This window comes from Moritella dasanensis ArB 0140 (assembly GCF_000276805.1).
GTDB classification, from domain to species: domain Bacteria; phylum Pseudomonadota; class Gammaproteobacteria; order Enterobacterales; family Moritellaceae; genus Moritella; species Moritella dasanensis.
The window spans coordinates 38410-62660 of sequence record NZ_AKXQ01000029.1 but is presented as its reverse complement, the minus strand read 5'-3'; the positions used below and the strand labels follow the sequence as shown (position 1 = coordinate 62660).

The 24251-nt window shown below is 42.1% G+C and carries 19 protein-coding genes; 5 read left to right on the top strand and 14 right to left on the bottom strand.

All coding sequences use genetic code 11. The features are described from left to right. Window positions 1-91 precede the first annotated feature (91 nt). The 8 genes from A923_RS0119090 to A923_RS0119055 are packed head-to-tail and all read right to left on the bottom strand — an operon-like array spanning window position 92 to window position 12294. On the bottom strand, window positions 92-1516 hold the full coding sequence (locus tag A923_RS0119090; protein WP_017223300.1) for a lysine N(6)-hydroxylase/L-ornithine N(5)-oxygenase family protein: 1425 nt from the start codon (window positions 1514-1516) through the stop codon (window positions 92-94). 11 nt (window positions 1517-1527) lie between these two features. Next, complete coding sequence (locus A923_RS0119085) at window positions 1528-4317, bottom strand: GNAT family N-acetyltransferase (protein ID WP_017223299.1); 2790 nt, start codon at window positions 4315-4317, stop codon at window positions 1528-1530. Next, window positions 4307-4921 (bottom strand): nitroreductase family protein, encoded by a 615-nt coding sequence (locus tag A923_RS0119080; RefSeq protein WP_017223298.1) that lies wholly within the window; start codon window positions 4919-4921, stop codon window positions 4307-4309. Before A923_RS0119080 ends, A923_RS0119085 begins: the two co-directional genes overlap by 11 nt. A 4-nt stretch (window positions 4922-4925) precedes the next feature. Beyond that, complete coding sequence (locus A923_RS0119075; protein WP_026006364.1) at window positions 4926-6917, bottom strand: iron ABC transporter permease; 1992 nt, start codon at window positions 6915-6917, stop codon at window positions 4926-4928. Beyond that, window positions 6907-7893, bottom strand: coding sequence for an ABC transporter substrate-binding protein (locus A923_RS0119070; RefSeq protein ID WP_033197666.1), 987 nt, complete (start codon window positions 7891-7893; stop codon window positions 6907-6909). Before A923_RS0119070 ends, A923_RS0119075 begins: the two co-directional genes overlap by 11 nt. Before the next feature lie 20 nt (window positions 7894-7913). After that, a complete protein-coding gene (locus tag A923_RS0119065) occupies window positions 7914-8729 on the bottom strand; it encodes an ABC transporter ATP-binding protein (protein ID WP_017223295.1) in 816 nt (271 codons plus the stop codon). A 5-nt stretch (window positions 8730-8734) separates the two neighbouring features. Continuing rightward, window positions 8735-10948 (bottom strand): TonB-dependent receptor, encoded by a 2214-nt coding sequence (locus A923_RS0119060; RefSeq protein ID WP_017223294.1) that lies wholly within the window; start codon window positions 10946-10948, stop codon window positions 8735-8737. 41 nt (window positions 10949-10989) lie between these two features. Beyond that, window positions 10990-12294, bottom strand: a complete 1305-nt coding sequence (locus tag A923_RS0119055) for an MFS transporter (RefSeq protein ID WP_017223293.1) — start codon at window positions 12292-12294, stop codon at window positions 10990-10992. A 118-nt stretch (window positions 12295-12412) separates the two neighbouring features. Here A923_RS0119055 and A923_RS0119050 point away from each other — a divergent pair, with 118 nt between their 5' ends. The 3 genes from A923_RS0119050 (at window position 12413) to A923_RS0119040 (ending at window position 16492) form a co-directional block, all read left to right on the top strand. Further along, on the top strand, window positions 12413-14212 hold the full coding sequence (locus A923_RS0119050) for an IucA/IucC family protein (protein WP_017223292.1): 1800 nt from the start codon (window positions 12413-12415) through the stop codon (window positions 14210-14212). Window positions 14213-14305: 93 nt separating this feature from the next. Further along, the gene (locus tag A923_RS0119045; RefSeq protein ID WP_017223291.1) at window positions 14306-15310 is read left to right on the top strand and encodes an alpha/beta fold hydrolase; all 1005 of its coding nucleotides are present in this window, start codon (window positions 14306-14308) and stop codon (window positions 15308-15310) included. A 324-nt stretch (window positions 15311-15634) separates the two neighbouring features. Beyond that, entirely contained in the window at window positions 15635-16492 is an 858-nt protein-coding gene (locus A923_RS0119040; protein WP_017223290.1) for a patatin-like phospholipase family protein, read from the top strand. A 54-nt stretch (window positions 16493-16546) separates the two neighbouring features. On the opposite strand, the gene A923_RS0119035 is transcribed toward A923_RS0119040, so the two are convergent. The 3 genes from A923_RS0119035 to A923_RS0119025 all read right to left on the bottom strand — a co-directional run bounded on the left by A923_RS0119035 (window position 16547) and on the right by A923_RS0119025 (window position 19449). Then, on the bottom strand, window positions 16547-16810 hold the full coding sequence (locus A923_RS0119035) for a DUF5062 family protein (protein ID WP_017223289.1): 264 nt from the start codon (window positions 16808-16810) through the stop codon (window positions 16547-16549). 113 nt (window positions 16811-16923) lie between these two features. Beyond that, a complete protein-coding gene (locus A923_RS0119030) occupies window positions 16924-17265 on the bottom strand; it encodes a hypothetical protein (protein ID WP_017223288.1) in 342 nt (113 codons plus the stop codon). 147 nt (window positions 17266-17412) lie between these two features. Further along, window positions 17413-19449: an NADPH-dependent 2,4-dienoyl-CoA reductase gene (locus tag A923_RS0119025; protein WP_017223287.1), complete on the bottom strand. Its 2037-nt coding sequence runs from the start codon at window positions 19447-19449 to the stop codon at window positions 17413-17415. A 198-nt stretch (window positions 19450-19647) separates the two neighbouring features. On the opposite strand from A923_RS0119025, the gene A923_RS0119020 reads away from it, so the two are divergent. After that, complete coding sequence (locus A923_RS0119020; RefSeq protein ID WP_017223286.1) at window positions 19648-20745, top strand: AraC family transcriptional regulator; 1098 nt, start codon at window positions 19648-19650, stop codon at window positions 20743-20745. Here A923_RS0119020 and A923_RS0119015 read toward each other — a convergent pair. Next, a complete protein-coding gene (locus A923_RS0119015) occupies window positions 20726-21187 on the bottom strand; it encodes a tRNA-uridine aminocarboxypropyltransferase (RefSeq protein ID WP_017223285.1) in 462 nt (153 codons plus the stop codon). The genes A923_RS0119020 and A923_RS0119015 overlap by 20 nt on opposite strands. A 307-nt stretch (window positions 21188-21494) precedes the next feature. Here A923_RS0119015 and A923_RS0119005 point away from each other — a divergent pair, with 307 nt between their 5' ends. After that, window positions 21495-21956, top strand: a complete 462-nt coding sequence (locus A923_RS0119005; protein WP_017223283.1) for a GAF domain-containing protein — start codon at window positions 21495-21497, stop codon at window positions 21954-21956. Window positions 21957-22001: 45 nt separating this feature from the next. On the opposite strand, the gene A923_RS0119000 is transcribed toward A923_RS0119005, so the two are convergent. Further along, window positions 22002-22580 carry a flavodoxin family protein gene (locus A923_RS0119000; protein ID WP_017223282.1) on the bottom strand — a complete coding sequence of 193 codons (579 nt, stop codon included), beginning with the start codon at window positions 22578-22580 and terminating at the stop codon, window positions 22002-22004. Window positions 22581-22781: 201 nt separating this feature from the next. Continuing rightward, a complete protein-coding gene (der, locus tag A923_RS0118995) occupies window positions 22782-24251 on the bottom strand; it encodes a ribosome biogenesis GTPase Der (RefSeq protein ID WP_017223281.1) in 1470 nt (489 codons plus the stop codon).

The window sequence follows — 24251 nt, the reverse complement described above, 5'->3', positions numbered from 1 at the left end:
GATATCAGTACGGGGCCTTTTTATTACCATCTGTATTCTATTTATCTCTATACTTTCATTCTTGTTATTATCATGACTACTGGTATTAAGTTTAAACCATCGATAATACCTGCTCTGTCATCACGTCCTTGGTCGCTTTATCTACACTGTCCATCTCAATTTCGCTTGTACTTTTAACAGTACTTTTAACAACATTCTTAACCGAATTTCTCACCCTATTTATAGGTTCAAGATTGTCTTCAACATCATCGTTAGTCCATTGGATCACATGTTGATTTTCACCTAAGTCAAATGCGGGTTCAGGTAACAAATCATTAATTATCTTCGCTGACCGCCACGCCATTAAGCTTAATTGCGGATCGGCAATACCATGACTGTCTAACCCTGCGTTTACCGCATAAATATGATTATCCTTATTACCGGTCCATTTCACTCTGAAGTTAGGGTCTAGTTGTAACAACCCCCCCTCCGACAGATCAAGCATAGGTGTTAGCGCTTTAATGCAAGCCGGTATTTTTGACTCAAATCCAGTTGCCAAAATGACGACCGTCGCAGCGTAATGTTCGTCTTTACCCGTTAAGTTATTATCAGCAATTAAGTTGAAGCCATTCACAGCATTGTTCATCGCGCTTACTGTGCGGTGGGGCAATAACCGTACCCATTTACGTTGCTTTTGCACTTCAAATTTATCGTATAATTCTTGATAAATAGCCAATAGTGCATCGCTAGTGATACCGTCACTTGTTAATTTTTGTGCTCGGATCTCTTGCTGCTTAACCGCCTCATCCAAATGGTAGAACTGTTCAACATAACGAGGCATAAAGTATTCATTACTAAACGCCGCCTCATCTAATGCTTGGAAGTTGGCGCGTCTCGACACCCAATCTAACTGGGCAGGCTGTCCCCAATTACCACGTAGCGCATTTAAGAATACGTCGGCACCCGTTTGTCCACCGCCAACAAGCACCACTCGTTTACCAGTTAAATCTATATTACGTAAACCTATTTCACTGGCATGGAAACAGTTATCACCCAAATAAGGTTTTATCTCTGCTGGGATGTAAGGCGACTTACCAGTGCCTAAGCAAATATGTTTCGCTTGATATTGGGCTTGGTTGGTCGTGATCACAAATTGATCACCAACAAAATTAATATCCTCTACCGTCTGCGAAAAATTCACATTATTTAGCTGTTTGGATACCCAAGATAGATAATCTGAAAATTCAGCACGGGTAATGGTTTTTTGTTCTGTATTTAAAAACCGATAGAACTTTTTATTACGTACCAAGTAGGCAATAAAACTATACGGACTTTCTGGTGCGACAGCAGTAACCAGATCTTTTAAATAAGAAGTTTGCATGTAAGTATTTGGCAGCATCAAACCTTCATGCCAAATGAACGATTTTTTATGCTCCAAGAAGCAACTTGTTAAGCTTGGTACCTGCTCTAGTAACGCAGCGATACTTAAATTGAAAGGACCAACACCTATACCGATAATATCTGTTAACTTTTCCATTATGTTCATCCTTAAATAATACGCTGAAAAAAATCATTCCGTTCACTACACAGTAATGCAGCTCTTTTATGCGGGAAATCGAACTCTTTTAACTTCTGTAGACCGACCTTACTGGCGATTGTCGCCACGTGTTTATTATCAGCCCTAGGTTCACCCAACACATGTCCGGTACGCGGTTCATCGATATAAATGGCATGCTGTAAACAACGCGCCCAATTGACAAAGTAACGACCACCTAAAAACAGCGGATTACCCACCAACATATGTACACCGCGATCGTAATATTGGCAGTCATAATAAATACCAAGACGATCTTCAGGCGTCCAATACACTTCTAAATAACCAAATGCCACACCATCAACATAGCCAATCACTGCCATGCTATGCGGATCTGCGGTTTGCTTTTCAAGGTACTGTTGATGCTCATCTTTCGTTCCAGAAAGTTCCCACATACGGCTCACTTCAGGACGATTATGCCAGTGACTGAATGTGGTTAAATCTAATTGCAGGTCTGCACATTTAAAACTAATCACACGGCCAAGATCATAAACGTATTGTTGATACCAAATGCCTTCTGGTTGCGGTTGACGCTGTGGGTATTCAACGCCTTCAGCTGATATCAGTAATGGCGCGTCCGCTTTATCGCCAGTCTGTATTTTTGACCAAATATTAGCGTATTGATAAAATGCAGCGCGTTGAATATGCACATCATCACAAACCGTTTCAGCCCACGAGGGTATTTGTGCTGTTGTCATTGCTAACCATAATGACTGCTTGATAATAATAGTCTTACGGTTAACGCCCATGCCTGTAAAAGCATGCTCAAGAATATTAAACCACTGCGCTTGCTCTAAGGTACTCAGCCCTCCCCTCACTTCAGCTTTAACTTCAGCCCCGAGATCTGTATTTAAACCATCATCATAGGTAAATGCCCATTGGCTTAAACAACTTTTTACCGTGAAATGATCTCCGATGGTTTCAAATACCAGCTGACTACCGGTTTTACTGATATGCGAACTATCGGTTTGTGGTTTGAATAAAGGTTTGAAAACGCTGTTAACGCCTTCCTTCGCTGCAAACTTAAATAGATTTGGGTAGCGAACATAAATTTTACTTGGGTCCGCTATTTCATTTTCATTTTGCGCAGACAAGAAACAGAAGAAATTACTTTTAATTGTTAAGCTTTCACTGCTAAGTAAATAATCATAGAAGGAGCGATCATAAAAACTATGCTGCGCTAACTGACGCCAAAGGTGTTGTGACATCTGCACAAGTTGCTCAAGTGATACCTTGCTATCTATATGATGCTTGTCAGCTAACGGTACTGCTGATTGTAATGCGGCAATCACACTATTCAGCGAGTTAACAATAAGGTAATAGCTAAAATACGAGTTAACATCTACATTTTTCATGAAGTATTCAGGGGCATTTTTTTGTAATAAAGGAAAACGTTTAATAGCCGTTTCGGTAAAACCACTGCCTTGGCAATCTCTGAATTTGACACCACAAGGCAGACCATGATCAAAATCAACTAAGATGTTCTGTTGATGGGCAAGTAATATCAGCCCATAATCACTACGCGCGACGCAGATGGGTTTTATGACTTGTTCTAAGAATTGTTCGAACCAGATCAAGCTAGCATTGTGATATGACAATGATTGATGCGTCGCACATTCGGCGATTAAGTCTTGAATAAAATTACCGCCATCCTCCTTCGTTTGGGTCAATGTAGCTAACACCATGCTCGATTCTTTACCTGTCGGGAAACAATTTTCACGCCAGCAGAATAAGCTATCGACAACCACCTCTCCGTTAAGGTCTTTTAACCCACACCAAGCGGGTTCTTGTAATACCGAGAATGACGGGAAACGTTGCCACAATTCAGCCGCAGCCAGTTCTTCACTGACCTGACTGAACAATACGCCACGCTCTAATTCTTTTACCGACAGGTGACGCACAGAGTTTGTTAGCTTCACCGCAAGTGAAAATTTCAGCATCCAACGGCTATCTTGTTGCCATAACGCCCGCGTTGATGATGTCGGGTGCCACGTTTTACCTTGCGCACTCTCGGTACATTCAATGATCAAGCCATCAGCAAAATATTGCTGCATACTGGTATTATCACGCAGTACTTTCACTTGATGGGGATGCATTGGAAAAGCCAAGTAACCATCAGGGATAGCGCTTGGTAATACCTGAGTATTAAATGTATCTTGGTAGGTTTGTAATAGTAATGCTGAGATCGATTCGCCGTGGCTATTACCGGTTAATAAACTCGGCGCAACAAAGTACCACTGCAACGCAAAACTATTGGCATAATCAGGGCTATACAGTTTAGATTCGTCAGCCGTCCACCCTGCATGACTCTTACCTGCAGGATGTAAATTATGCCCGCCAAGTAAACTCTGTTCCGCTTGAATAAACCCATCAATACCGACTGGCGTGGTACGTGCCGCCAATACATTTTCAATATGACGTTGGCTCGTAAACACTTGCTGTTTAAAGCCCAGTAATTGCGTTTGGCTAAAGTCACCAGTAATTTCGTGATGTTGGCAAATTAACTCAACCACGTCCGCATAAGCGATATCTGTTTCGACATCTCCTTGTAAATCACGCAACTTAACGGGGTAATTAAATTGAAAACGTTGCACCGCAGAGCGCTGTAATAACGGCAGTACCAATTTGCCAGCTGCCATCGCGATACATATTTCATCATCGGTAATGTCGTAATCCATCCACTCATTCAATAGCGCATTTAGAAATGCATCTAATGATAACTTTTGACTATAGCTATACTGCATCGTCATTCTCCTCTCGTGCAAATAACGGAACGAGTTCGCCATCGCCTTGCCATTGATAACAGTGTTTATCCACTTCACCACGCGGTTTGATACGTTCTGATTTCTTAGTACCTAACATAATAAACGCCACCGGCTCTTGCTGCTGAGTTAAGCCAAATAATTGTTGTACTCGCGGTAATTCTGCGGCATCAGTGCTATACCAAACGGCCGCAATATCTTGTTCTTCAGCCGCTAATAAAATATTTTGACAGGCCGCCGCAGCGGATAAAACTTGATCACGACGTGAGACCGCATGCGGACTCGTTATATTCGCCGACACCACCACCACCATAGGCGCATCGCCAAGGTAATTAGTCAGTCGACGTACCTTCGCTGGGTCGATATCACCGCCATCTTCTAACCAAGCTTCACACATCAATTCGCACATACTCGGCACCTGTTCATTCGTCACAACAACTAAATGCCAAGGCCTTAGGTTACCGTGATCGGGGGCACTCATCACCGCTTGAAAAATGCGTTTCAACTGCACATTATCAGGCGCTGGCTGGCACATTTCATGAACATGACAAGAACTACGTTGATAAATAAAATCTAAAACAGGCATGATACTAACTCCTTTTAAACCGAGGCCTTTTATAACCAAGTAAAATCAAACAAATAAAATAGAGGCCGCCAATGATTGATACTAAGATGCCACTGGCGATTTCAAAGGGAGCGATCAAGGTTCGACCCAGTCCGTCAGCAAGTACTAACAACCAAGCACCAATAGCACCACTACCGAGTAGTAATACCCAATGGCGAGTTTGTCCGCATAACCGTAATAAATGTGGAGAGAGCAATCCAACAAACGCAATTGCGCCAACAGAGGCAACCGCTGCAGCAGTAATTAAGACCACCAGCAGTAAGATCAACATCCGTAATTTTAATAACGGCTGGCCTAAGTTATGCCCCCATGTTTCACCGAGCGTGAATAAATCAAGATGACGTGAAAACGTAAACAGTAATAAACAACAAGGAATTGTAATGGCAAGTAGCAGTAAGCCTATTTGGCTATCCGCGCCATAAGTCGTGCCCGTTAACCACAGCACAGTCACCGATGCAGCGCCTGCGCCAAAGGTTAAGACCATCGATGCAACCGTGCCGCACCAAGCTGATATCGCAATACCTAACAGCGCGAGTTGAGATACGGTGAATTGATAGCGCATCGCAATGAATAAGATGGTAACCACGATTGCAGCCCCGACTAACGCACACGCAAACAGCAACAAACGGGATGCATCAGGCCAGACTTGTAAGGCCAAAATAATGCAGAGAACAGACGCCGATGTAGCACCTGAAATGTCAGGACTCGCCATTGGATTACGAAACAACGCCTGCAGAGTACAACCCGCAACACCTAAGCCAAACCCAGAAAAAACCGCAACGACAATGCGCCATTGAGTGAAATACTCACCATCAGCACTCGGCCAGAAATAAGCAATTGTCAGTGTTAGCGCGATCGCAGGTAAAGACAGTGCTAGCCATTTAGGTAACTGAATAAGCGATGCTAAGCCAAAGCCTGTTTCTTGCATCACCATGCCAGCTAAACCTTGCTTGCGCATCAGCAGGTATAAGAAGAAAGGTGTGCCAAGTAACACAGTTAATACGCCCGTTGGTAAGCGATAACCCGCCAACGGCATAGACCGAGAAAATAACTCAGCGAAGATAACCAATAATGCGCCAATCACACTGGCAAAAATCAACTTTTCACGATGACGATAATGACCAAATAACTTCGCCATATGCGGAGCCATTAAACCAATAAAGCCTAATACCCCCACCATCGCGGTGACTAAAGAGGCTTGTAATACCGCCAACATTAATAACCCCACTCGCCAGCGATTAACTTTTAAGCCAGCCATATTGGCAATTTCATCGCCCATGCTCAACATATCAAGGTGGCGATGACACAATAAAGGCAAGAGTAATAACAACAGTGCAGGCGTTAAAATAACAGCCGCTAAATCACCATCACTTTGACTTATGTTGCCACTGCCCCAGAGAAATAAACCATCCATACGCTGTTCTGCATAAAGCATAATGGCTGACGATACCGCACCAACCGCTAAACTCATTGCCATACCGATTAAGATCAGCTGTAACTTACCGCCACCAATTACTTGCGATAAAGTAAGGATTAATCCTGCTATCATCACCGCTGCCACAAATGCCGCGGTCCATACCATCCAAATACTCGGATCTGTGACAAATAAGTTAACCAACATTGCCCCTAATAAAGCACCAGAGCTGATTCCTATCGTAGAGGGTGATGCAAAATCATTGCCCAAAGTAACTTGTACCACGGTGCCAGATTGTGCCAATAACGCACCACTTAATACCGCGATTAACAGGGTCGGTAACAAAAGTTGAAATACATACGTTTGTTGGTAGCTATCAAACAGGTCCATACTCGGGACAACTGCAAAAGTACCAACCGACAGTAACGCCAGCATAAACAAACCCATTAACAGTAATTTTGAAAATACGTTCAAGGATGCCTTTGCTAATACCCTTGTTCGCACCGTGTTATCCTGCGTTTTATTATCAACATTAACTAACATCCGAGCCCCCTACTAAGGCCGCTGTAAATGCCCTTGCCATCCGGATCACAGATACCGGACCACCAAAACTCCACAATGCGGGCACGTAATAAATGTCATCATTTTGCACAAATTCATGTTGTGCCCACAGCGGTGATAACGTCATACGCTCACCTTTTGATTGCGTTTCCTTCACCAAAACCAATGCTGTATCTTCAAGCAATTGAATTTGTTCAAGCTGTAGATGGGTGAAGTCTTTACCCGGTAGGTGCGTGTCCCACGCATAATTCAAGCCGAGATCATGAACAACCGAAGCAGCTAAACTCTGAGTCGAAAATACTCGTAATCCATACCCCATACCGACAAACTTGCCATATGCGATCCGTTTACCAGCTAATCCAGCCAAGGTGATTGTCTGCTTAAGACGTGCTAATTCAACGTCCATATCATCAAGCTGCGCTTGGGCTAATTCAACCTTGTCGAGCTGCTCTGCCAAGGTTAAATAATTACTGCGCATTTGCTGCATATAACGGTATTGCGGCTGATCGACACGTCCAAACTGCTGTAGCAACAACGTTGGCGCTATACGATTAAGATCATCACTTATACGCGCATGGCGAAACGGGTAGCCGACGATCAAATCAGGCTGTAATTGCATCAATAAAGGGAAACTCGGAAACGCGCGATTACCGACATCAACGACATCAATAGGTAAGGCTGGAGAGTTAGACTGCCACTTGCGATAACCGTTACGAGATGTCACCGCTTGTGGTTGTATCCCTAACGACAGTAGCATTTCAGCCGCACTCCAATTAAGTGCAACCACTTTAGGCTGCTGTTGATAAGTCTGCGTTAATCCGGTCAATGGTAAGGGTTGAGCTAACGCAGTGAACACCTGCTTATTAATGTCGTTAGCCAATACGGCCGCAGGCAATAATGCAATGGCCACCAGCATGAGGTTGCTTGTTCGTTGCAAACGGGCCTTTGCGTTTTTCATGACGCTGATCACTGTACTTATCATTGCAATACCTGCTGCTCGAGTAACGGTTCATCACTCACCGCTTTAGTGCAGGGCCACAACAAGGTCTGATCATTCACTTGCACACGCATGATAGGCGTTTGGTATACATCACTTATACGCTCTGCAGTGAAGACATCATCAACGCGTCCACTGGCAACAACTTCGCCTTGCTGTAGCATAATGGCTTGATGGCTAAATTGTTGCGCGTGATTAAGATCGTGTAATACCCAAATAATGGTTTTACCGTAATCTTGGTTTAGACGTTGGACGATATGCAAGAGTTCGATTTGATGGGCAATATCAAGCCAAGAGGTCGGTTCATCCAATAACACAATGTCAGTATCTTGAGCCAATACCATCGCCAGCCAACAACGCTGCGCCTCACCACCCGATAAGGTTTCAATAGCAAGATCAGCAAACTCAAGCACACCAGCTTCAACCATCGCCCAGTGCATTCTTTCTTTATCTTCTGTTGAGAGTGGCGCGAACCAACGACGGTGTGGATGACGACCAAACTCAACTAGATCTGCCACCGTCAAACCAACAGGTACGGCATGACGTTGCGGCAGCATTGCGATACGCAAGGCTATATCAGCACGGGAATACTGCTTAATCCCCTTTCCTTCAAGTAATATCTCACCCTTTTCAGCTGGAGTGAGCCCTGCGATAATATTTAATAAGGTACTTTTACCTGAGCCATTGGGACCAACCAAAGCGGTAATTTTACCTTTTAAAAATTCGCAGCTAATATCCTTGAGGATTAACTTGCCGCCTAAACGGCAAGTTAATTTATTCACAGTTAACAAAGGCATCAATGCTAGAACTCAACACTGTAGTTAACAGAGTAAGTACGGCCTTGGCCTTGGAATTTCACTAATGACGTATTCGCAATCAAACTACTATAAGTACTTTGTGCACGCTGAGACCACAATGTATCGTATTCAGTATTAAGCAAGTTGGTAATACCAAATTGCAAAGCACCGACAGGTAATGCGACACCCGTTAATAAATCTACCGTGTTATAACCCTCAAGCTTGTTACCTGCTGAATCTTCATAGCTAAACATTTGCATCGTTTGTAAACGAGCTTGTAGTGAGTCAGCCTGCCAAGCAAGATACGCAGATGCTTTTGAAGGGCTAGCACTATCGATCGTTAGATCTTGCCATTCGCCCGAGTCTTTCGCTTCACTAATGATGTAGTTAAAGTTAGCCCCTAAGCTTAATTCATTCGTTAAGTAATAATCTAATTGTCCTTCTAAGCCATAAATACGGACATCATTATCAACAACATCGACGGTTTGATCGGCTTTATTGTATTGAACCTTTTTATCAGACAATGAGTAATAACTCACTAGCTGTGCAGATACTGCATCTTGATTTAAACGCCAACCGAGTTCAACGGCATTGGTTTTAACCCCTTCTAACGGGTTGTTCGATACATTAATGCTGCTGGTTAAATTACCACTATTATCATACGTACCACGGCCATAATATTTAGCCGGATCTGGTACTTCAAATGCTTGAGAAAAATTAAACCATAGCTGCTGCTGTTGCGTAATTTTATAAAGAAGTCCTGTATTAAATAAGGTATTACCGTAACCTTTCTTACCGCCAGGTACTGCGTCTGCAGATGCAAGTCTTCCTGTGAGCACTTTATACTGCTCACTAGCTGCAACAAAATCTTCCACATCAATTTCAATATACTGATAGCGCACACCAGCATTAACCGACAGTGATTTTATAATCTGATAATCAGCCTGTAAGAAACCAGAAAACGAAGTGTTTTTAATATCTGGGTAACGCCCTGTTTCGCCGATCTTTGTATGTACTAAACCACTAGTTGCAGCTGCTGTTCTAGGATCATACATATTTTGAGTGGCACTAAATTTTTCATAATCGGCATCCACACCATAAACTAAGCTAAGCGCATCTGTAGGCGTTGAAGTTAAGACTAATTTTGCACCTGTAATTTGCGTATCTTGCTCTGACGAACCCAATGAACCACTTGCGAAATCAGGAAATGGATTGAAATGTAACGATTCGCTGCGATGGAATAACTGTAGATTAAGCGTTTGGCCAAAAAAGTCCGCGTCACTATAGTTCGCCGAAATTAAACTTCTTACCGACTGAGCTTGATCATCCAATTGATAACCTTCAACCATACCAATATCTTTACTCGGATCGTTGATATAGCCATAGTTAGGACCATAATCAACACCATAATCACTGTCTTGGCCGCTATCATAATATTGCGCCATCAGTTCCAGACGCTTAGTGCTAGAAAGTTTAAACCCTACATTACCCATAATATCGAGTTGGCTATTAAACTGTGTGCTGGTTTGGGTGACATCATGCAATACCATATCGCCATTTGAATCATACATTCCGCCTGTATCAACATAAGATACAGCGAGACGACCATCCATATTTTCATTGTTCATTGATACAGACTGTGCAACTTGCCACTCTAAATCTTCGCTGCTATTAAAACCTGATTTAGCGCCTAACCAAGTCTCACTGACGCCATCCGCATCGCGGCCTTTTTTAGTAATGATATTGATAACACCACCAGTACTGCCACCACCATACATAGCTGATGCGCCAGAGATAACTTCAATACGGGCAATATTAAACGGATTAATCGAATCAAATTGACGGCTAATACTGCGTGTTGAATTTAATGAAATACCATCTATCATCACCAGTGTTTTACGGCCACGCATATTTTGGCCTGAGTTAGTTCGTGATTGACTACCCACATCTAGGCTGGGGATCAGATTAGCTAATAACGCTTTAAAATCCACACCAGACTTAGCCTGTTCAGCAATTTGTTCCCCTTCAATAACCATAACCGTTGCCGCAATATCACTGATACTTTGCGTACTACGGTTTGCTGTCACCACCGTCATACTTTCATCTTGATCGGCACTACTCACCGCAGCTTGAGCACTGAGGGAAACAGATAACCCTAACATTGCCGTAAGGATAGGGTTAAGTACAAATTTGGTTGTCGTTGACTTAGCAAGTTTCATTATTAATTCCATTTATTAAGAGTTGTTTTATTTTTTATTTTTTATTTTTCGATGACAGACTGTCGAGGCAAGTTCTCGACAGCATTATTCAACGGTGTTGATTGTCGATAGAGGCGTAACCACCCCAACACAATCAGCACCATCAGAATGACAAAACCAAGGAATAAATAATCACTATTCCAAGTCAGTAATAATCCCGCCAGCAAGGCGCCAAACGCATTACCCAATGTATGGGCCTGTGAAATAGAGGCGGATACTCGCGCTTTTCGCGTCTCCGTACTGCCCATTGCCGTCGCCGTGTACCAAACAGGCGCCATTGCAAGGGCTGAACTAATCAAAATGACGCTCAGCATTAGCTGTATATCCAATATCAGCAGCACAGTGCCAAGCACAAAAGACAACGTAATAAAGCTCAAAAAAACAGGTGTTGAACGGATCAGTAATTTATATAAAACGAATAATGAAAAAAGTGCGCTGATACTGGCAGACAAGAGTAGTTTCGCCGTCATAGCACTGGCTTGAAGGGCGGTCAATACGCCATTGGCACTGAGTATTGGGCCTAAGCTAAATTGTAATTGCGATGAGAATAGCGTGATGAAAAAGGCAGTCATCATAATCGTAGAACCAAGTCGTGCTATCGTATTCGTTGTTACCCTGGTCGTAACAGTTGTCGGAGATGCTGTAGGAGTTGTGTTCGAAGTTGTGGTCGAAAATGTAGCGGCCTCATAATCATCTTTTAATCGATATTTAAGAGAAGATAACAAGTTAAATTGTTTGTTATTACGGTGGTAACACATAATAAAACAACAAGATATACAAGCTGATAATGTGATAAACAATACAAACCACAAGCTAAAATAAGTGACATCAAGCGGTACAAATGTCAGTAATGGCGCAGTAACCCTCCCCATATTCGTTGATATCGTTACCCAAATAAGCTTCTCACCCTGCTTATCTTTTTGTGATAACCATAATTGCGCGGTCGGTATAACACCACTGCAGAACATCCCGTGTAATACGCGACTCAAACACAAACCTATAATTAAGTTTGTCCCGGTTAATTGATGACTTTCGAGTAAAGATAAAAAGCTTAATTGCGATAACGTAAAACCAAATAATATCAGCGTTAGTACCAAGCTCAGTGGGCGTTGATTGGCAACGCAGCGATCTAACCATCGGCCCCAATAACCCGAACCAACAACAAAGATAAATGTACCTAACGCTAAAGGGATTGCGATCATCCATGCGGTCACTTCGCCTTGTTCCATCATCACAGGTACAAGGATGAGAATTGCGCCTTGCAATGCCCCTAGTACCCAACATGATAAACCGACAATGACTTTCATCTCACTTAATCCCTTAGCTCAAAATTTCACATTTCGCAAACATACTATTGCAAATGAGAATCATTGTCACTAAGATTATTATACAAATCGCTCATAATTAAAAACAATGGATTTACAAATGACCAACATATGCAGTCAACAATGGACGAATATAAACAATGAATTGAATGCTAAAATCATCAGTGAATTACACTATGAAGAAGTGATCTTTCCCGAACAACTAGACACGAATAATTGGAGCTGGGAAGTGGATGGCATCACTTGGATATTTGTCGCACAACAGCATATTTGGCATAACATTATTGTCGACCCAAGCACCATGACGCGTAATGGGGTAGCTAACATACCGAGTGCAATGTTGATCAAAGATATTGCCAACGCCATTAAACTAGATGGTATAATTCTGGGTAATTTAATTGAGGAAATACAGCAAACATTATATGCAGATCTTATCTCCCACCAGCATCGAAACAGCTATTCCCTTAGCCAATTAACGGCATTATCAGGCATTGCTTTGCAGTCTGTATTGAAAGGCCACCCAAAAGCAATCGCAAACAAAGGGAGACTTGGATGGGGAGTTAATGAACTCGCCCGTTACGCACCAGAAGCCGCGAAATCATTCCAATTACATTATGTGGCCATTAACAAATCTATGACCCAGACAGGTATAGAATTGCCAGTATCAAGCAATAGTTCGATGTCCTCAGACCAAGTAAATCCCCAAGCATTATTATTGGCGCAATTGATGCCGATTGAAGATAAAAACCAGCTTATAGAAAATTTAACTCAGCAAGGCATTAACCCAGAAGAGTACTGGATTATCCCCGTGCATCCTTGGCAATTCAGTCAATTTATTGTGCCACAATTCACTGCTTTGCTTGCGAGTAAAGACATTATTGACTTAGGTGTAACAGGTGATATTTATCAAGCACAACAATCTATTCGAACACTATCAAACATCACATCCCCGACTAAAAATGACATTAAATTGCCGATCACCATTTTAAATACTTCCTGCTATCGTGGTATTCCGGGTAAATACATCACCTCAGGCGCTCTGCTATCAAAAACCATTAATCAACTCTGCCAAGAAGATACTTTTTTAACTCAATCTAACTTACAGGTATTACAAGAATGGGCAGGGATTCATGTACCCCAACCGTTACAAGAAGATGTCATCAATACCCCTTATCGTTATAACGAAATGCTCGGTGTTATCTTTCGTCAAAGCCCTGCGGCGCTATTACAATCTGGTCAACAAGACAAACTCGCTGCCGCGTTAATGCAAACCGACAATCAAGGCAATAGTCTCATTGCAACTTACATCAAAGACAGTCAACTTGATGTACAAACGTGGTTAACGAAACTGTTTGATTGCACTGTTATTCCGCTCTATCACCTTATGTGTCAATACGGGATTGCTTTGGTATCACACGGTCAAAATCTGACAATCATATTTGAAAATAATATTCCGACCGGACTAGCGATTAAGGATTTCCATGGCGACTTACGGCTTATTGATCAAGAGTTTGACGAGTTAGCTATTTTTCCAACACACATAAAACAAGCGCTTACACGATTACCTGCTAATTATCTGTTACATGATTTATATACCGGCCATTTCGTGACGGTTTTACGTTTTGTTTCACCTTATTTACAAGCTGAAATGGGCTATAGCGAACGTGATTTCTACCAACTTATCAACACCAGAATTAGGCACTATCAAGGACAATTTCCAAACTTGAAATCACGGTTTAAATTATTTGATTTACTGGCACCAACAATGGAAAGAATATGCATTAACCGTGTGCGCTTTAAAGTCGGTTATCAAGATACCAGTGAACGTTTATTACCAGAGCTCGGTACTGCGATCGATAATCCTTTATTTAGTGATCAAGCGCCACTTAATGACATTTAGCCAATTAATTAGGCATAAGTTTAAAATTAACTGATTTATGCTACGTCATTACTCTCAATACAGAGCCTGCCAGATTTCAAGGATGAAACAGTGATGATGACCTTTAGACGAGCGAAAATATTACCTTTAACAATCGCCCTAACCGTGACAGCGAGCCTCAATTTAACCGGATGTTCGAGTATGCAAGATGCTGTAGCAGCAAGCCCGACAGTCAGTAGCGTGTGGGGCGTTGGCGAAATGCCAATTGAAGATCTTAATAGTTTGTATGCCAATGAAGAATCGCAATGGATGGATGTTAATGGCATGCGTATTCATTATCGTGACGAAGGTAATCCTAATGGTCAGCCAATTGTATTAATACATGGTATTTTATCGTCATTACATACATGGGATGATTGGAATAAAAGTTTAGCGGCCGACTATCGGATCATCAGCCTTGATGTGCCCGGCTTTGGATTAACTGGCGGGCCTGAGAACCCTGATGACTTTTCTGAAGATCTGTTACACGATTCATTTGCACAATTTATTAACCAACTACAACTTGAAAATTTCATTTTGGCGGGTAATTCATTGGGTGGTTATATTTCAGCTCACTATGCAGCGAACAATCCCGATAACGTAAAGAAACTGATTTTGATTGATCCTGCAGGCGCACCTCAAGATCTGCCGTTTATTTTGAGTTTAGCCAGCATGCCCGGAATCAACAGTCTTGCTGCGAATGTATTCCCCCCTTTCATTGTAGCTATGGGCGTCAAAGACGTCTATGGTGATCAAGAACGGATCACCAAGGCCAACATGGATCGTTATATCCATCTTTCATTACGCCCAGGTGCTAAACAAGCCTATGCGAATACGATTGCCATGTTGGATGAAAAAAATAGTAAACAACAACCACTCAATTTTGCCACTATCACTGCGCCGACATTACTGATGTGGGGAGAAAAAGATATTTGGGTTCCGCCGGAATTAAGTGAACTATGGCTCGTGAATATTTCGGGATCAACCTTGATCACTTACCCTGATGCTGGCCATGTACCTATGGAAGAGATCCCGGATAAAACCTTACAAGACGCGCTCGATTTCATTGATTTGAAATAATTACTCACCTTGAAAATTGAATGATGGAAAGGCTACTGCCTGCTTCATCATTCTGCCCCCCACTATTAGTCAATTCCTTCTAATTTTTGTCACTATAACATCATCCTTACTTCACGTAGCTGTCACAGTCTTGTCCAATACTGTTTAGCGATACTGATTAACAAGACTGGTCACTTAAATACAGCACTATGCTAATCACAATCAGATAACGCACTAAACATATCTACCAAATACTGGTATTTACTCTACGCTTGTTGGTACTTGTACAGTTATAACCATTGCGATACAAAGGTGGTTAAGGCAAGCAAATATATCGAGGTTGCTATGATTAAAACAGCACTTGTTGTAGAAGGCGGAGGTATGCGCAGCGTATTTACTGCTGGCGTGTTAGATACCTTTTTAGACCATGGTTACGATCCTTTTGATTTGTTTATTGGCAGTTCTGCCGGCACCTTAAATTTATCCGCATTTATTGCAGGGCAAAAAAAATACTCTGTACGTCTTATTAACCGCTTGGCTAAATCAACCACTTTTGTGGATTGGAGACGTTTTATCAAAGGTGGTAATGCCATGGAGCTTAATGAATTACATGATTTATTAGCACTACATGATCCTATCGATCTCACTCAAGCAAAACGACGATTAAACTCCCGCCCTTTTGTGATCACTAGCTGTGACAAATTAAAAGGCAAAGCCAGTTATCAAAATGCAGAACCGAGCCGTTGGTTTCAACAGATAATAGCCTCGTGTGCCTTGCCTATCGTATTTCGTCCTGGTGTTAAACTTGGTGATGATGTGCATATCGATGGCGGGCTAGTCGATCCAATTCCAGTCAGGAAAGCCGTCGATTTAGGGGCGAATAACATTATCGTCATTAGAACGCGAACCAAAAAATGGATAGAAAAATTATCGATTTTAGAACGCCTACTTACGATCTGGGTGAGGCACGATACCGTACTCACCAAGTTGCTCGATAACTACAGTGAAGAATATAACAATACTTGCGAGTTTATGCGTAATCCACCAGCAGGGATCAATATTATCGAAATTGCGCCTGATGAAGAACTACAAACCCCAACATTAACGCGTCAAGTATCCACGCTCGAAAATGATTATAGTGCAGGGATCAAAGCGGCAACGTTATTCTTACAGTGTCATAAATCACCAATAAAAAAGGGCTGAACACGTATGTAACATGTTCAGCCCATCAATGATTTTAATAAACAGTCGTCGTGACTAATCACTGTTAAGTAGGGGATGGTCAGCCGGTAATTTTCTTGAGATCCAAATTGCTAACTTATGTTTAATATTTAAGGTCGTTTCTTGATCTTTAGCAAGAGGTTGCATCAGTTTATCAAACACTAAGGCTTTATAAATATATTGCGCTTTAATGTCTTCTGGATCTGTTGCTGTAAATGTACTGCCACGTTGCTGTAGATACTGAGTACCTAATGTGATCGCAGCTTTAAATAATTTTTTTTCATTTTTCAGTTTAGCCATCATTTCCTCTTCACATAACAGACAGTTAATCTTACTGAGCACACTCTGTTATAGCACAATTAGCAGAAAATAAATGTGACATTTAAATGATAGGTCTGGTTTAAGTTGATAGCTCAGGTTTTAATCGACTGATATTGTTCAGCATCAATAAGCTGATGTGCTTCCATCGCATAAATATCATTATACTCGTGCTCAATCAGCAAGCCGAAATGCACAGAAAGTAACCCGATATCTTGCAATGATAAGTCTTCAAGTGACCAGACTGGCGTAGCGTAATCACAAATATAATAACCTTGTAATTGTGCACTGGGATTTTCAACGATCATCAGTCGATCAATGGCATAACACTCATCAATACCAGTCACAGACAAGCAGGCTTTATCTGCAATGAGTAACACACTAAATGCCACTTTAGAATCAGGTAGTTCCAATAAATAACACAACTTTCTGGGCATTCTTACACTCATCATTAAAGTTAAATTCAGACTTCAAGACTAGAGTAAATTTGCACGACCGCACTGATATTAAGTGAAATAATTTAATTTTTATCAGCGCGATAATGCGGCCCTCATATATGCATTAAAATCAGAATACTATCTAGACTAAATCACAGCAGCCAACTCAGATCCTTGTTTGATCGCTCGTTTGGCATCGAGTTCCGCGGCAATATCAGCACCACCAATAAGATGTACCTGTTGATCTGCAGTCTCCAGTTGAGCTTGTAACTCACGTAACGGATCTTGACCCGCACAAACAATAATATTATCCACATCTAAGACTTGTGCTTCACCAGCAACCAAAATATGTAATCCTTGATCATCTACTTTCACATACTCTACGCTATTCAGCATAGCGACCTTTTTACTTGCTAACCCAGCTCGATGTACCCAGCCTGAGGTTTTACCTAGTCCAGCGCCAACCTTAGTCGCTTTACGTTGCAATAAATAAATATCACGCACTGCAGCCGATTTTTCTGCAGCGATTAAACCACCCCTATTTTGCACCGTTAGATCAACCCCCCACTCGCGCATAAACGTATCTATATCTAGACTTGCAGCAGTCGAAGTATGATCATGAGCAAGATACTCAGCGACATCAAAACCAATACCACCAGCGCCAATGATCGCTACCTTCTGACCAACTGGTTTTTTATCCCGTAATACATCTAAATAAGACAGTACCTTACTGTGACCAATTCCCTCAATCGCTGGGGTGCGGGGGGCGATCCCGGTTGCTAATACCACCTCATTAAAACCGTTAGCGATAAGTTCATCTGCTGATACGCGTTTATTCAGTATAATTTCAACGCCCAATTTAGCCGTCATTGTTGAATAATAACGTAAGGTTTCAAAAAACTCTTCTTTGCCGGGCACTTGCTTGGCAATGTTAAATTGTCCGCCAACCTCTGCTTTATCATCAAAGATCGTCACCTTGTGTCCACGCTGCGCAGCCACTGTCGCAAATGCTAAACCAGCAGGCCCAGCGCCAACCACGGCAATACGCTTACTTACTGGTGATTTAACGTAAATAAGTTCAGTTTCACGACAAGCACGCGGGTTCACTAAACAAGAGGTAAGCTTCATACTAAACGTATGATCTAAGCATGCTTGGTTACACCCGATACAGGTATTGATCTCATCACTTTTACCCGCAATGGCCTTACTCACAAACTCAGGATCAGCCAAGAATGGACGTGCCATCGACACCATATCAGCATGACCTTGCTCGAGTACAGACTCTGCGATCTCTGGGGTATTAATACGGTTTGTGGTGATTAAGGGGATCGATACTTCCCCTTTTAATTTTGCCGTGATCTTGGTAAATGCCGCTCTTGGTACTTTAGTCACAATCGTCGGAACTCGCGCTTCATGCCAACCGATACCGGTATTAATAATGGTTGCACCTGCTTTCTCAATGGCTTTTGCGAGAGCCACGACTTCCTGCCACGAACTGCCTTTTTCAATCAGGTCAAGCATCGACAAGCGATAGATAATAATAAAGTCAGAACCCACTTTTTCACGTACCTGTCTGACAATTTCAATCGGGAAACGAATGCGATTTTCAAAGCTGCCACCCCATTCATCATCACGCTGATTGGTGTGTTCCACAATAAACTGGTTAATCAAATAACCTTCCGACCCCATGATCTCAACACCATCATAATTCGCCGATTGCGCCAGCCCTGCACACTTAACAAAGGCAGCCACTTGTTGATAAACTTCTTCGGTCGTTAACGCACGTGGACGCGCTGGATTAATCGGCGCTTGGATCGCAGATGGCGCAACAGGTTGCTTACTATAAGCATAACGCCCCGCATGTAAGATCTGCATACAAATTTTACCGCCCGCTGCATGCACAGCGGCGGTGACTTCTTTATGCGCTTCAGCTTCTTCAGGTGTATCCATTTTCGAGCCACCTTGAAAAACCGCACCTTCAGGATTGGGACCTATGCCTCCAGTCACAATAAGTCCAACACCACCCGCAGCACGTTCAGCAAAATAAGCAGCCATGCGGGTAAAGCCATTACTGACTTCTTCTAGCCCGGTATGCATAGAGCCCATTAATACGCGGTTTTTTAGTTGGGTAAAACCCAGATCAAGTGGTGCTAATAAGTTCGGATATTTATTGTGTGCAGACATGATTCACTCCATTGCATTGAGTATTTATTTTAGCGTTTATGCTTTTTATTTTATTATTATGTTATGAAAAGTAGCGCTAAAGCACGGCGGATACAATGCTCATGATATACAATTAATTATCTTTAGTTAGCAATCAGTATTTAACTAGCTAATTGCTAACATTGTTAACTCGCATTTGTGATAACGGATATGATTAGTATGACGGAAGTGAAAGAGTCAAAAGTAAGTTTAGGGGATATTTCGGTTAATTTTTTGCAACAAATGAGCTTAACCAGTCATAAAATCAATGGCGATATGACGTCTATTTTAGCCAAATATAACGTCTCTATCTCGCAACTTAGTGCTCATAACGGACGTTTATCCATTCCCAAATATATGCGTATCGGTTTTGATCTTATCCAACAAACCCAGCGAGACGATCTGGGTTTATTGATGGGGGAAAATGTCTGCTTTCAACATTACGGCATGTTAGGGTTTGCAGCTATGTCTGCGCCTGACATTAGTACGATGGCACAAGTCTTGGCACAATATGAGAGTTTATTAAGTCAAAATGTACGCGGGCACTCCACCTTTACCCCTATTACTAATGAGAATAAACATGAGAATACGAATGTCACGACACCAGAGCCGACGCTAAGTTTCTACTCTATAGCACCATACAATCTCTATAATTGTTTTGTCGTGGACTCGGTGCTGGCTAGTTGGTTTACCTTGCTAACATCCCGAGCTAAACATTTAACCCAGTCTGCTACTATTATCAAAACAGTGCATATTGAATATCCCGAACCGCACAACAGCGAACGCTACCATGCATTTTTTCAATGTCCGGTGATCTTTAATTCGGCCTTTAATGGCTTAGTATTAAATAGTCAGCATATAGACATACCACTACCAGATGCTTGCATGAGCAGTTATTTACAAGCGCAACAACTATGTCATCACGAACTAAACCTACTACAGCAAAACCAAGATTGGCAAAGCAAAGTAATCGAAAAGGTAAGTCATAACTTAGTGGGTAATATGCCGGACATTAACCAAGTCGCAGCACTACTGGGCACATCGCCGTGGACGTTAAGAAGACGGTTATACAAAGAAAATACCAACTATCAACGCATCATGGATACAACGAGGCAGGGGCTAGCATTGAGTTATGTTCGTGACACCCTACTGAGCTTTAGTGAGATATCGTATTTGTTAGGCTTTGCGACTCCAGCTGCATTTTATAAAGCCTTTCGCCGTTGGACCCAGAGCACGCCGAAAAACTATCGCCAAACGATTATAAACAAGCGCGAATAAATGCTTTAAATTCGATTTTTAGTTGCTCTGCTTCTGGTTCACGTTGTTGCAAACGTAGTAATTCTATTACACATTCAACGGTACTTAACCCGCCGTCAACTTGATTAGCGCGTAAAATAAATTCGGATGCCTGTGTCGCCGTTAATGTGACCTTAGGTAAATCTTTTAGATAGTCACTGCGACTATACATCTTCCGTGCTTCTTGCCAGGTACTGTCCAGCAATACCAAACTATCAAAATCCGTTATTTCATGTTCGCCTTCTGCGCCTGGTGCTAAAATAGCCACACGACTGGTTTTGATCGCCGCTAACAATTGAGTGTCCGGTTCTTTCCGACGCCAAGCGACGATACTGGTTTCATTAGGCAAAAACTGTTGAACGAGTTTGCCGGTATTACTGCGGCGCGAGAACTCTTTCTCGTGAGTAACTAGGTATATATGCATGAATTTATAACTTCAGTCGACGAAACAGGATAAATATTAAATAAGAGGTAAAGTAACCGCTGTCATTTTGCCCTACAGTAAGTCTTAACTAAGCTGTAAGTATGACGAGGATCTACTATGTTCGCATTTAGTAAACACATTTTCAGTAAATTAAGCTATATCTTATCACTGTTTTTTAGCCCTAACGAGTCGGCTAAAACCAATATGGTCTTTATGACGATATAATCATCAGATAAGATAAAGGTAATCATTATCATCGATAAGCTGTATCTTACATTACTGTCTTATCTGTTCATCAAGGGAATACATGTCCACGATCCAACTTTATCAGCGTCTTGCCCAACAAGCGGACGCTTTAATGGCAGAAGAAACACATTTAATTGCCAATCTCGCGAATCTCAGTGCGTTGTTATTTATGGAACTAGAAGATGTTAACTGGGCTGGTTTTTATCTCTACGAGAATAACGAGTTAGTATTAGGTCCTTTCCAAGGGCTACCCGCGTGTATCCGCATTCCAGTCGGCCGCGGCGTGTGTGGGACAGCAGCAAGTACATTGCAGAGTCAATTGGTTAGTGATGTACATGACTTCCCTGGTCATATCGCGTGTGACGCTGCCAGCAACTCAGAAGTCGTGGTACCGATTGTGGTAAATGGTAAATTAATCGGCGTGCTGGATATCGATAGCCCAAGCATAGGTCGTTTTGATCAAGATGATTTAGCCGGTGCTGAATTACTGGTTACTCAGCTCGTTAAACGCTTGAGCGCTTAACTCATGATTAATATTAATCACACTGATAGCACTTATAAATAAGCATCACAAAGCCTGTAAGTTAATACTGCAGGCTTTAGCGATGATAGCGACACGACGCCCTAAGTACTTCGCCGTATCAAGATCACTACGATGGACCTCGCCTTCTGGATTATGTCCTACCGCACCTAACTGACAGCCCAAGCGATTTAATCCAACACTGTTATAACCGCCCGCAATATCGAGTCCAACCCATAACATGCCATGCTGACTCGCTAACGTCGCCATGTATTGAATGGTATTAGTTTGGTCACCGTTAAGACAGCTGCCGACCGTAAAACCGGCACAGAATTTATTGCGCCATTGCTGACTATCCCAACGCTCGCTAGTGGCATCGGCAAATGCTTTGAACTGCGCAGAAACGCCGCCCATATAGGTGGGGGAACCAAAAACGATAGCATCGGTATTATCGAGCAAGCACATGAATTCATCATTATCAAAGCGACCTTCAAACATGTCCCAAGGTTCTATTTGACACTCCATCACCTTCACATCTTCAACGGTGCTAATACCTGAAATCACTTCACGCGCCAGCGCCTGCGTTGACCCAGACTCCGAAAAATACACCACTGCAACTATGGTCAACTAAAACCTCTCAAACTATCCATCTTGATTCGTTCGCATCCCTATCAATAAGACTCAAATAGTAGCAGTCTTTACATAAAAGTAGATACCTTAACGTGAAGAATATGCCTTAATCATCACTGAAACTACGCTTTTACTGATTTATAGGCATAAAAAAAGGTCTGTAAAAACAGACCTTTCTATCAATAATAATCGAGACTATTATTTACGACTCTTATAATGTGACATCATACGACGACGTTTTTTCTGTTGCGATAATGATAAATTATTTTTCTTATCTGCAAACGGGTTTTCACCATCACGGAATTCAACTTTAATCGGCGTGCCCATAATTTTTAATGAACGGCGGAAATAGTTAATTAAGTAACGGCGATAAGAATGCGCTAATTTTGTTACTTGGTTACCATGCACGACGATAAGTGGTGGATTGTAGCCACCCGCATGCGCATAGCGTAACTTAACACGACGACCTGCGTGCATTGGCGGTTGGTGATCATCAACAGCCATACGTACAATACGCGTTAGCATAGACGTTGATACACGTTTCGTAGATGAATCAAATGCTTCTGTGATTGATTCAAATAAGTTACCCACACCAGTACCGTGTAATGCCGAGATAAAGTGGATACGTGCAAAGTCAATAAAGCCTAAGCGACGGTCTAATTCAGATTTAATGCGATCTTTCACATCAGAATCTAAACCATCCCACTTGTTCACTGCAATTACAATTGAACGACCAGAGTTAATCGCAAAACCTAATAATGTTAGATCTTGAGCGGTAACACCAACACGTGCATCAAATACCATCAATACAACGTTAGCATCATCGATTGCTTGTAATGCTTTCACGATTGAGAATTTCTCAACAGCTTCATTGATATTTTTACGACGACGTACACCGGCAGTATCAATAAGCATGTAGTTACGACCATCACGCTCCATTGGAATGTAAATACTGTCACGTGTAGTACCAGGCATGTCATAAACAACAACACGTTCTTCACCTAAAATACGGTTAACCAGTGTTGATTTACCTACGTTAGGGCAACCAATCATCGCAAGTTTAATCGGTAAACTTGAATAATCGTCAGGACGTTCTTCCTCTTCTTCTTCAGGTAATAATTCACCATCAATGAAAGGGTCTGCGTCAGAGAATTCTTCCTCTTCTTCAGGATTAACAACTTCAACGTGTGCTAATGCTTCTTCAATTAGAATATTTGTGCCACGTCCTTGCGCTGCCGCAATTTGGTAAATGTCACCAAGTGCAAGCGCATAGAATTCAGCAACTGCAACATCGCCATCTAGACCATCTGTTTTGTTCGCAACAAGAAATACTTTCTTATGTTGCTTACGTAAATGTTTAGCAATTGCTTGATCAGCTACCATTAGGCCTGCTCGAGCATCTACCATAAATAATATGGCATCAGCTTCTTCAATCGCAAGTAGCGACTGTTCAGCCATTTTTGCATCAATCCCTTCTTCATCGCCGTTTATACCGCCGGTATCAACAACAATGAACTCACGACCAGCTAAGTTAGCTTGTCCATATTTACGGTCACGAGTTAACCCTGGGAAATCGGCAACAAGTGCGTCCCGGGTACGAGTTAAGCGGTTGAACAATGTTGATTTACCAACATTTGGGCGTCCAACCAATGCAATTACAGGGGTCAT